The sequence below is a fragment of the Promicromonospora sp. NPDC050262 genome, from assembly GCF_040655935.1.
Classification (GTDB): domain Bacteria; phylum Actinomycetota; class Actinomycetes; order Actinomycetales; family Cellulomonadaceae; genus Promicromonospora.
In genome coordinates, this window is the sequence record NZ_JBFAKX010000030.1 from 24,034 (window position 1) to 32,966 (window position 8,933).

The 8,933-nt window shown below is 74.8% G+C and carries 8 protein-coding genes; 4 read left to right on the plus strand and 4 right to left on the minus strand.

The window, feature by feature from the left end; translation table 11 throughout:
- The first annotated feature begins 38 nt into the window (after positions 1-38).
- Positions 39-812 (plus strand): hypothetical protein, encoded by a 774-nt coding sequence (locus tag AB0I29_RS26535; protein ID WP_285105594.1) that lies wholly within the window; start codon positions 39-41, stop codon positions 810-812.
- Positions 813-827: 15 nt separating this feature from the next.
- Here AB0I29_RS26535 and AB0I29_RS26540 read toward each other — a convergent pair whose 3' ends face one another.
- Positions 828-3,458: a LuxR C-terminal-related transcriptional regulator gene (locus AB0I29_RS26540; RefSeq protein ID WP_357487106.1), complete on the minus strand. Its 2,631-nt coding sequence runs from the start codon at positions 3,456-3,458 to the stop codon at positions 828-830.
- Positions 3,459-3,598: 140 nt separating this feature from the next.
- A complete protein-coding gene (locus AB0I29_RS26545) occupies positions 3,599-4,999 on the minus strand; it encodes a deoxyribodipyrimidine photo-lyase (protein ID WP_357487108.1) in 1,401 nt (466 codons plus the stop codon).
- 113 nt (positions 5,000-5,112) lie between these two features.
- Between AB0I29_RS26545 and AB0I29_RS26550 the strand changes: the two genes are divergently transcribed.
- Positions 5,113-5,535 (plus strand): DUF1801 domain-containing protein, encoded by a 423-nt coding sequence (locus AB0I29_RS26550; RefSeq protein ID WP_357487110.1) that lies wholly within the window; start codon positions 5,113-5,115, stop codon positions 5,533-5,535.
- Between the two features lie 10 nt (positions 5,536-5,545).
- The gene (locus AB0I29_RS26555) at positions 5,546-5,986 is read left to right on the plus strand and encodes an HIT family protein (RefSeq protein ID WP_357487112.1); all 441 of its coding nucleotides are present in this window, start codon (positions 5,546-5,548) and stop codon (positions 5,984-5,986) included.
- A 42-nt stretch (positions 5,987-6,028) separates the two neighbouring features.
- Here AB0I29_RS26555 and AB0I29_RS26560 read toward each other — a convergent pair whose 3' ends face one another.
- Both AB0I29_RS26560 and AB0I29_RS26565 read right to left on the minus strand, forming a co-directional pair.
- Positions 6,029-7,696 carry a copper resistance protein CopC gene (locus tag AB0I29_RS26560; protein ID WP_357487114.1) on the minus strand — a complete coding sequence of 556 codons (1,668 nt, stop codon included), beginning with the start codon at positions 7,694-7,696 and terminating at the stop codon, positions 6,029-6,031.
- Positions 7,693-8,406 carry a DUF1775 domain-containing protein gene (locus AB0I29_RS26565; protein ID WP_357487116.1) on the minus strand — a complete coding sequence of 238 codons (714 nt, stop codon included), beginning with the start codon at positions 8,404-8,406 and terminating at the stop codon, positions 7,693-7,695. Before AB0I29_RS26565 ends, AB0I29_RS26560 begins: the two co-directional genes overlap by 4 nt.
- A gap of 182 nt (positions 8,407-8,588) precedes the next feature.
- Between AB0I29_RS26565 and AB0I29_RS26570 the strand changes: the two genes are divergently transcribed.
- Positions 8,589-8,813, plus strand: a complete 225-nt coding sequence (locus tag AB0I29_RS26570; protein WP_357487118.1) for a tautomerase family protein — start codon at positions 8,589-8,591, stop codon at positions 8,811-8,813.
- Positions 8,814-8,933: the final 120 nt, after the last annotated feature.

Sequence of the window (8,933 nt, forward strand, 5' to 3'; positions counted from 1 at the left end):
CCGGGGCATGATCGGGAGACATACCCCCGGAGGCCCCCATGTCCGCCATACCCACCTACGACGCCGAGCAGCTCGCCGGCATGCTCGCGATCCTGCCCGACGTGGACTCCGTCGAGCTCAAGCTCACCGTGCCCGACAACTTCCAGCGCTCCGCCGTCCGAGCACTGGGCATCGACCCGCTGGACGCCGTCCTGCGCCAGGTCGCGTTCGTCGACACCCCCGACCTGCGGCTCTCTTCGGCCGGGGTGGTGCTGCGCGCCCGGCGGACCCAGCGCAAGCCCGGCGACCTGACGGTCAAGCTCCGCCCCGCGATGCCGCACGACGTGCCTGACGGCTACCGCGGCCACGAAGGGTTCAAGGTCGAGCTGGACGCGTCGCCCGCCGGGTACACCTGCTCGTGCTCGCTGACCGTCGAGGCGCCCGACCGCCGGGTGCGCAAGCTGATGATCGGCGACCGGGGCATCCACGGCCTGCTCGACGACGACCAGCGGGCCCTGCTGGGCGAGCGCCTGCCCGGGGACGTCGGGGTGGACGACCTCACCGTGCTCGGGCCGATCAACCTGCTGAAGTGCCGGTTCCGGGCCAAGGGGTACCCCCGCCGCATGGTCGCCGAGCTGTGGGTGCTGCCCGACGGAACCAGGATCCTCGAGCTGTCCACCAAGGCGCCGCCCGACGAGGCGTTCCAGGCCGCCGCGGAGACGAAGGCCCTCCTCGCCGGCAAGGGGCTCGACCTCGGCTCCCCGCAGGAGACCAAGACCAAGGCGGCGCTGGCCGCCCTGACGGCCGGGGACGGCGCGCCCGGCGAGCAGTGATCCCGGAACGGCGCCTCAGCGCCGCCAGGCGCCCGAGGGCTGACCCCGCCGGTGCCGGTTCATCAGCGCCCGGGCCAGGTCGGCCGCCTCGGCGCGGGACCCGCAGCCCAGCTTGCGGTAGATCACCTTGAGATGGAACTTGAGCGTGTTCACCGAGATGAACAGCTCGTCCGCGATCTCCCGCAGGCTGAGCCGGCTCGGGAGCATCCGGAGGATCCCGAGCTGCCGGTCGGTCAGGTCCTCGACGAGCTCGACCACCGCCGTACCGGGCGGTGACGCCCCGGAGAGCGGGACGCGGCGGAGCCGGTCCAGCCACGGCCTCGGCACCTGCCAGGCCAGTCGCTCGATCGCCTCGACGACCTCCGTCCCCTCGGACGCGACCGTCTGCACGAGGCCGTGCGCGGCGGCGAGCCGTACCGCACGCGACAGGGCGGACTCGGCCTCGTCCGCGTTGCGGGTCGTGCGGCTCAGGAGCAGGTCGAGAAGCACGTGGTGGCGCACGCAACGCGGGGCGGCCGCGCGCAGCGTCGTGTCCGCCGTCCCGACGTCGCCCTCCGCGATGAGCACACGCGCCGTCTCGACGCCGCCCCAGAACGGGTCGTCGACCTCGGCGGCCCAGCGCCCGGCGTCGTCGAGGCGGCTCTCCGCCAGGGCCAGCAGGGTGCCCGTACGGGCAAGGAGCGTGCGGCTGCCCGGACCGGTGAGCTCCGTGTCGACCAGCTCCGTGGCGTCGCCGAAGGCACGCTCGGCCGCGGCGCCGTCCCCGGAGTCGACCGCGGCCCGCGCCAGCTCGAGGCACGCCAGCAGCCGGCAGTGCGGCACCGGGTCGCACGGGGTCTCGACCAGGCGCGACAGCACCGGCAGCGCGGCCGACTGCTCCCCGATCTCCCGGTTGGCCAGCGCCTCGGCGATCATCAGCTCGGTCCGCGCCGTCGTCAGGTTCGCCGCCTCGGACACCTGCCGCGGGCCGTACACCAGGCGCAGCGCCTCGACCGGGCGCCCGGCGAGGGCCGCCCCCAGGGCCCGGGTGGCCTCGAAGGCGATCCGTCGGCCGGGTGCCGGGCCGAGGGTGCGGGCGATCTGCCGCACCTCCGGGCCGGCGTCGTCCCACCGCTCCGCGAGGGCGATCTCCCGGGCCAGCAGGTTCCAGCCGAACTTGCACAGCGGGTCGGTCTGCCAGCGGTCCCCGATGGTCGCGAGGGACCACCGGGCGGACCGGGCCCCCGCGCCCCAGTCGCCCGAGACGGCCGCCGACGCCGCGCGGAGCATCTCCAGCCGCGCGAGCAAGGACGGTTCGACCGCGCCGTCCCCGTCCGCCCGGGCCACGACGGTGTGCACGGTCTGCACGAAGACGTTCCGGTCGGCGAACAGCTGGCACCACGCGAGGTCGACGGCCGCGGCCGTGTCGACCACCGCGGTGCCCGCCGGGATCGCGGCGAGCATGCGCCGCACGGTGACCTCGCGCCCGCTGTCGTAGAGCTCGGGCACGCACGACGCCAGCAGCCGCAGCGCCGCGCGGACCTCGCCGGCGCGCAGCAGGTGCTCGAGCGCGGCCACCGGCTGCCCGGCGTCCTCGAACCACTGCGCCGCGCGCCGGTGGAGCTCGGTCACCCGCTCGGGCTCGCGCCTGCGCAGGTCGGACAGCAGGGCCTCGCGCACCAGGGCGTGCGTCTCGTAGGCGCCCGACGGCTCGATGCGCGCGGCGAACAGCCCCCGCTCCTCCGCCCGCTCCAGCAGGATCGGGGCGTCGAGGCGGCCGGCGAGCGCCCGGGCGAGGCCGGGTTCCGCCCGGTCGACGACGGACACCGCGACCAGGACGTCGACGACGTCGGCGGGCTCCCCGCTCAGCACCTCGTGCCAGACGTAGTCGCCCAGGTAGCGCTCGACCTCGTCCTGCTGCGGTGCGTCGGGGCCCGCGCGGGCGTCCGCGGACCGGGCGGCCAGCGCGGCGAGCTGGATGCTGGCGGCCCAGCCGCCGGCGTGCCGGGCGGCCTTGGCCACGCGCTGCGGCGGCAGCGTCGGCGCCAGCCGGGCCAGCATCTCGGTCGCCTCGTCGAACGAGAACCGCAGCTCGGGAAACCGGACCTCGCCGACCATGCCCCGTGCGCGCAGCCGGTCCACCGGGAGGGCTGGGACGTGCCGGCTCACCAGGACGACGCGCAGCCAGCGGGGCAGGTGCTGGACGAACATGGTCAGCGACCCGCCCGCCACCGCCTCGTCCACGACCTCCAGGTCGTCGATGACCAGCACCCGCGGGCCGTACCGCCGCGACTCCAGGTCGTCGAGCAGCGTCCCCACGGCGTCGAGCAGCGCGTGCCGGCGTCGGACCAGGTCGGCGGCAGGCTCCGCGCACCCCGGGGCGATGCCGTCGAGCGCGGCGAGGATGCTCAGCCAGAGCTGCGCGGGGTCGCGGTCCGACTCGTCGACGGACAGCCAGGCGTTCGGCAGGTCGGTCCAGCCCACCCAGTCCCGCAGGAGGGACGTCTTGCCCGAGCCCGCCGGCGCGACGACGAGGGTGAGCGGCGACTCGACGGCCGTGTCGAGCAGCTCGATGAGCCGCGGCCGACGCACCAGGTACTCGGGGTTCACGGCGGGGCGCAGCTTCGCCTGGTAGACGAGCACGTTCCCGCCGAACGAGTCGCTCATGGCCGACTCTCCTAGGTGTGCGCCTTGCTGCCGTGTGGGCACGACACCCGGCAGTCGATCACTCCCGCGTGCGGGGGCGTTCACCCGGTTCGGGCGAAGTCCCGGGGCGGACGGCGCCACCGGGCTCCCGCGCGCCCCGGTCAGGACGTCGCGCGCATGCTCTCCCGCGCCGCGCGGACGGCCTCGTAGCGCTCCAGGGCCTCCGCTCGTTCCGCCTTGTGGTCCACGACGGGTGCGGGATACCCGCGCGGCGGACCGTCCGGCAGCTTCCAGGGCTGGTGCGCGGCCTTGCCCGACACCTCCGCGAGCTCGGGGACGTACCGGCGCACGTAGTCACCGTCCGGGTCGAACCGCTCGCCCTGCAGCACCGGGTTGAACACCCGGAAGTAGGGCGCGGCGTCGGTGCCGCTGCCGGCCACCCACTGCCAGCCATGCTGGTTGGAGGCGAGGTCGCCGTCGACCAGCCGGCTCATGAAGTGTCGGGCGCCCCACCACCACGGCAGGTGCAGGTCCTTGACGAGGAACGACGCCGTGATCATGCGCACCCGGTTGTGCATCCAGCCCTCGGCCAGGAGCTGCCGCATCCCGGCGTCGACGATGGGAAAGCCGGTGCGCCCCTCGCGCCAGGCGGCGAACAGCTCGTCGGCCTCCGGGCCGCTGTCGGTGACCAGCGCGTCGAAGGAGCGGTCGTAGTTGCGGTGGGCGGAGTCGGGTCGCTGGTCGAGCACGTCGGCGTAGAAGTCGCGCCACGCGAGCTCGTTGCGGAACGACTGGGCGCCGTCGGACCGTTTGGCCGCGAGGTCGGCGAGCAGGCTGCGCGGGTGCACGCAGCCGTACTTGAGGTAGACCGACATCCGCGAGGTGCCGGGCCGGTCGGGCCGGTCCCGACCGTCGGCGTAGTCCTGGAGGTGGTCGCGCACGAACTCGTCCCAGCGCCGGTGTGCCGCCGCTTCCCCTGGCTCGGGCAGGTCGGCGTCGACGGCAGGCTGGTCCGGGATCTCCACTGCCTCCACGTCGACGGTCGCGGGGTCGATCCAGTCCAGGGAGCCGGCGTCGGTGTCCGCCGGGGCGCGCCACCCGTGGTCGGCCCAGGCCCGGCTGAACGGCGTGAACACGCGGTAGCGGCCGCCGTCCCCGGACCGGACCCGGCCGGGCGCCACGGCATAGGGCGAACCGGTGCGCACCAGCTCGCGGCCCTGCGCGCCGAGCGCGCGCTCGACGTCGTCGTCGCGAGCCTGGCCGTAGGGACCGAAGTCGGCCGCGATGTGGACGGCGCCCGCGCCGAGCGCCTCGGCCACCCGGGGCACGACGTCGACCGGGTCGCCCTGCACGACCAGGAGCCGGCCGCCGAGGCTCTCGCTCAAGTCCCGCAGGCAGCCGTAGAGGAACCACCGGCGTGCCGCGCCGGAGGGCTCGAGCAGGCGCGGGTCGAGCACGAACAGGGCCAGCGCGCGGGTGTCCTGACCTGCGGCGAGAAAGGTGGGCTGGTCGGCGACCCGCAGGTCGCGGCGGAACCAGATCAGCGCCGGGGCTTCGGTCATGCCGCCACCGTACGGGGGCACCGCCCGGCTCGCGCCCGGGCGGGATCGCCCGCCGTGGTGGGCCGACGCCGCCGCGGTACGCTGAGGATCCAGCACGAGCGAGAGGCGGTCCGATGCCGACGAAGCAGCCCGCGATGTCGCCGTCGGACCTGCCCGTCACGGAGGTGCTCGACCACGCCACCGGCCCGCGGCGTGCCGAGGCCGACGAGCTGCTGGCGATCTTCGGCGAGGTCAGCGGCGAGAAGCCGGTCGTGTGGGCGGGGCGCATCATCGGCTTCGGGGAGTACGAGTACCGCTACGAGAGCGGGCACGGTGGCCGCTCACCCCTGCTCGCCTTCGCGCCGGGTCCCACGAGGCACACGATCTACCTCCCCGAGCACTTCGCGGAGCGCTGGCCCGACCTTCTCGCCGAGCTGGGCACGTACCGCGCGAGCAAGGTCTGCCTCTACCTCACGCGGCTGACCGGCGTGGACCGTGGGGTGCTGCGCGCGCTGCTGGAGCGTTCGCTCGCCGAGACGAGGTCGCAGGCGCACTAGGGTCCGCCCTGTGCACAACCACGAGCCCGCAGGCTATGACTGCCCGTTCTGCGACTTCGCGGCAGAGCGCGAGGCCGACGTGGTCTACCGCGACGACCGGGTCTTCGCGATCATCGCGCCCCGCTGGTGGCCGCGGAACGCCGGTCACGCGCTGATCATCCCGGTGGCCCACCACGAGAACCTGTACGACCTCCCGGCAGCCGACGGCCACGCGATCTTCGACGTCACGCAGCGGCTCGCCCGTGCGATGCGCACCGCGTACGACTGCGCGGGCGTCTCCACCCGCCAGCACAACGAGCCCGCCGGCAACCAGGACGTGTGGCACTTCCACCAGCACCTGTTCCCCCGGTACCCGGGCGACGACCTCTACGGCACGCTCCCGGAGCCGGAGTGGCTCCCGGCCGACCGCCGCCGCGCCTACGCGAACCGCCTGCGGGCCGCGCTCGCCTGACGCCCGGGCCCCCGCCGCGGGGCGGTTCACCGAACGCATCCGTCACGGCACGACGAACGTCACCGTCCGCACCGGGTTGTCGAACTCCGTGGTGCGCAGCGACACCTGCACCTCCCACTCCCCCGTGGTCGGCAGCACGAGGTCGCCCGCGTAGACGCCCGGGCCGAGCGAGCTGAGCGTCACCTCGCCGAGCTCCACCTCGTCGGACGCCAGACTCATCCGCGGGGCCTCGTAGCCCTCCACGGGCTCGCCGGTCGCGTCGGTCATCTCGATGGTGAGGGTGGCGGGCCCGACGGCGAGGGGGTCCAGGGTGATCCGCGCCGAGATGTCGTCCAGCCGCACCGACTCCTCGGCACTCGGTCCCCGCTCCTCACTCGCGGTGACGGTCGTGTCGGACTCCGGGCTCCGGTCCACCAGGAAGCCCGTGACGACAAGGACCACCACCAGCACGCCGGCCTCCGCGAGCGTCGTCCGGACCAGCAGGGCGGCGGGCGCCGCACGGCCCTTGCGCGGTGCCGTCCGGAGGCGGGGCAGCAGGGCGAACCGGTTCCACGCGGCGATCCCGATCGCGACCAGCGCGGCGAGCACCTTGACGAGGAGGAGGCCGCCGTAGCCGGAGTCGACGAGCGCGCCCCAGCTCCCGGCGACACGCCAGGCCAGGACCGTCCCGGCGACCACGAGCACGGCCAGCAGGACCGAGGCCCAGGTGGAGAAGCGGCCGAGCACGACGGCGCCGGCGTCGCCGCGCGCGAGGTCCCCGAGCACGAGCGCGACCGCCACCAGGCCGCCGAGCCACAGGGCTCCCGCGGCCAGGTGCAGCACGTCCACGCCGATCACCAGCGCCTCGGGCGTCGCGGCGCGCGTGTGCCCGGTGAAGGCGGGCGCGGCGACCGCGAGCGCACAGCCGGCCAGCACGAGGACGACCCGTGTCCGGTCGGGCGCCGCACCCGCGGGGAGCGACCAGGCGGCGAGAGCGAGCCCCGCGACCACGACGGCGGGGACGGCGTACTCGGCGGGCGCGAGCGCCGACCAGGTCGAGCCGTCGGTGATCGCCGAGGCCGGCAGGCCGAGCTGGTAGAGCGCGACGAGCGGCACGGCCAGCCCCCAGCCCAGGGCCGCGACGCCGGCCGCCGTGCGGGCGACGGGACGCAGGCGGGTGCGTGACCGGTCGGCCATGCGGTCGCGCGGGAGGAACAGGACCGTGAAGGCCGCCGTCCCGGCGGCCACCAGCAGGCCCACGTAGCCCACCCCGCGGACCACGCCGAGCAGGACGGGCGCGTCGGTGCCCGCGTCCGCGCCGGTCGGTACGTCCACCACGTCGCTGGGCGCGCCGACAGCGAAGCTCAGCGAGCCGCCGATCGGGTGCCCGTCCTCCGACACGAGCCGCCACACCACCACGAGCGTGCCGTCCGGGACCTCGCCGTCGAGGTCGACCAGCAGCCGCGACGCGCGGACCGTGGCCGTGGAGGCCACCTCCTCACCGGTCGCGTCGAACACCTTGATGCCCGCCGGGACGCCGATCACGGACTCGTTGAAGGTGAAGGTGACGCGCTCGGGGGCGACGTCGAGCACCGCGCCCTGCGCCGGGTCGGTGCCGATGAGCGTCGCGTGGGCCGCGGCCGGGCTCGCCGACCCGAGCAGGAGCGCCCAGGCGACGGCGAGCAGGAGCAGCCAGCCGCCGGCGCGCCGCCCCGCGGTCCGGCGGGTCATCCGCGTCGGCGCTGCCGCAGCAGCACCGCCCCGCCCACCAGGACGCCCGCGGCCAGGAGCCCGGCGGCACCGTAGGTGACGAGAGAGCCGCGGGCCTCGGCGGCGGCCGGCTCCGCTGCGGGCTCCGCGGCGGGCTCGGCGACTGGCTCCGCACCCGGCTCGGCAGAAGTTTCGGCGGCAGGCTCGGCGACCGGCTCGGCGGTCGCGTCCGCGGCCGCCCCGGCGTCGCCCGCCGTCACCACGAGGACCGGCGCCGGCCGCTCGAGCGCGTCGTGCCCCTCCCCGTGCTCGGCGACCTCGGTCCAGGCCGCCTCCCCCACCTCGCACTGCTGGACGATCGGGAACACGAGGGTCGCGCCGGCGTCGTCGGGCAGGCGCACGGAGAACTCGACCTCGGCGTGCTCCCCGTCCGGGAGCGGCTCGTCGGTCGCCCAGGTCAGGCCGTCCGGGCTCTGCTCGACCGCCCAGCGGTCCGTACCGGAGGCGGTCACGTCCGTGGCCTCCTCGGGGACCCGGATGGTGATCGCGGTCGTCGCCGACTCCTCGCAGCCGTGCGGGATCTCGACGCGGAGGACGGCGGTGGCGCCCGCTGCGGTGGTGGACGGCGTGATGGTCACGTGGGCCGCCGCCGTCGTCGTCCCGAGGGCCACGAGGCCCGCGGCGGCAAGGCCGGTGAGGGCCGCGCGACGGATCGTTGTCGTGCGATTCATGGTGACTCCTGGGGAGTGGAGCTGGCCCGCACACCAAACCAGCCTGTCGAACTAGTGTCAAGAGTGTGAACCGATGCACCCGAGACCATGGATTTCGGGGTGCGCTACGCGTACGGTGGTTCACGTCACTGAATCAAGGTCGCAGCCGTGAACTGCGGGGCGGCCGCCACCGGAGGGAAGACATGCCCAACATCACCGTCGAGCTGCTGCGCGGCCGCACGATCGAGCAGCGTCGCGCATTCGCCCAGGCCGTGGCCGACAGCGCCGTCGAGATCCTGGGTGCCCGCCGCCAGGACGTCCGTATGGTGTTCAGCGAGATCACCCCCGACATCGTCGCCAACGGCGGCGTGCTCGCCAGCGAGGACGAGAGCCGCGCCGGAGTGGTCGCCTCGCTCGCCGACGACTGACATCCAGCTCGCTTCGAGACCCGGGGTTTCTTCGCTTTGAGGTCGCTCAAAGCGAAGTGGCCAGCGCGCACGAGTCGGTGCTCGCGGACCGCGGGTTCAGCATCGTGGCCAAGGGCAACG

What these genes read in the sequence shown, in the direction of transcription:
- AB0I29_RS26535 (WP_285105594.1), top strand. Translation starts at nt 39, where the DNA reads ATGTCCGCCATACCCACCTACGACGCCGAGCAGCTCGCCGGCATGCTC.
- AB0I29_RS26540 (WP_357487106.1), bottom strand. Translation starts at nt 3,458, where the DNA reads ATGAGCGACTCGTTCGGCGGGAACGTGCTCGTCTACCAGGCGAAGCTG.
- AB0I29_RS26545 (WP_357487108.1), bottom strand. Translation starts at nt 4,999, where the DNA reads ATGACCGAAGCCCCGGCGCTGATCTGGTTCCGCCGCGACCTGCGGGTC.
- AB0I29_RS26550 (WP_357487110.1), top strand. Translation starts at nt 5,113, where the DNA reads ATGCCGACGAAGCAGCCCGCGATGTCGCCGTCGGACCTGCCCGTCACG.
- AB0I29_RS26560 (WP_357487114.1), bottom strand. Translation starts at nt 7,696, where the DNA reads ATGACCCGCCGGACCGCGGGGCGGCGCGCCGGCGGCTGGCTGCTCCTG.
- AB0I29_RS26565 (WP_357487116.1), bottom strand. Translation starts at nt 8,406, where the DNA reads ATGAATCGCACGACAACGATCCGTCGCGCGGCCCTCACCGGCCTTGCC.
- AB0I29_RS26570 (WP_357487118.1), top strand. Translation starts at nt 8,589, where the DNA reads ATGCCCAACATCACCGTCGAGCTGCTGCGCGGCCGCACGATCGAGCAG.